Here is a 361-nt window from a genome sequence, read left to right as displayed (position 1 = left end):
CCGTACGAGTGCCGCCGTCGGCCTGGATCACATCACAATCGATGGCGATGGTATTTTCACCCAAGGCCTTCATATCCACAGCAGCACGCAGGCTGCGGCCAATCAGGCGAGAGATTTCTACCGTACGGCCCTGCTGCTTGCCCTTGGCGGCTTCACGTATCATGCGCGAACCGGTTGAACGCGGCAGCATACCGTACTCCGCCGTCACCCAACCCTGGCCCTTGCCACGCAAAAACGGCGGCACATTGGTTTCCACACTGGCGGTACAAATCACTTTTGTATCACCGCATTCAACCAGCACAGAACCTTCCGCGTGTTTGGTGTAATGGCGAGTAATACGAACTTCGCGGAGTTGATCAGG

At 56.8% G+C, this 361-nt stretch carries 1 protein-coding gene; it reads right to left on the bottom strand.

Going from position 1 to position 361, the window contains the following annotated elements:
- Positions 1 to 361 (bottom strand): ribonuclease PH (gene rph, locus Q4563_RS17325; protein ID WP_303605381.1); only part of this gene is annotated, 361 nt, incomplete at both ends.

Source organism: Gilvimarinus sp. 1_MG-2023, assembly GCF_030548285.1.
This window is presented reverse-complemented; position numbering and strand designations above follow the sequence as displayed.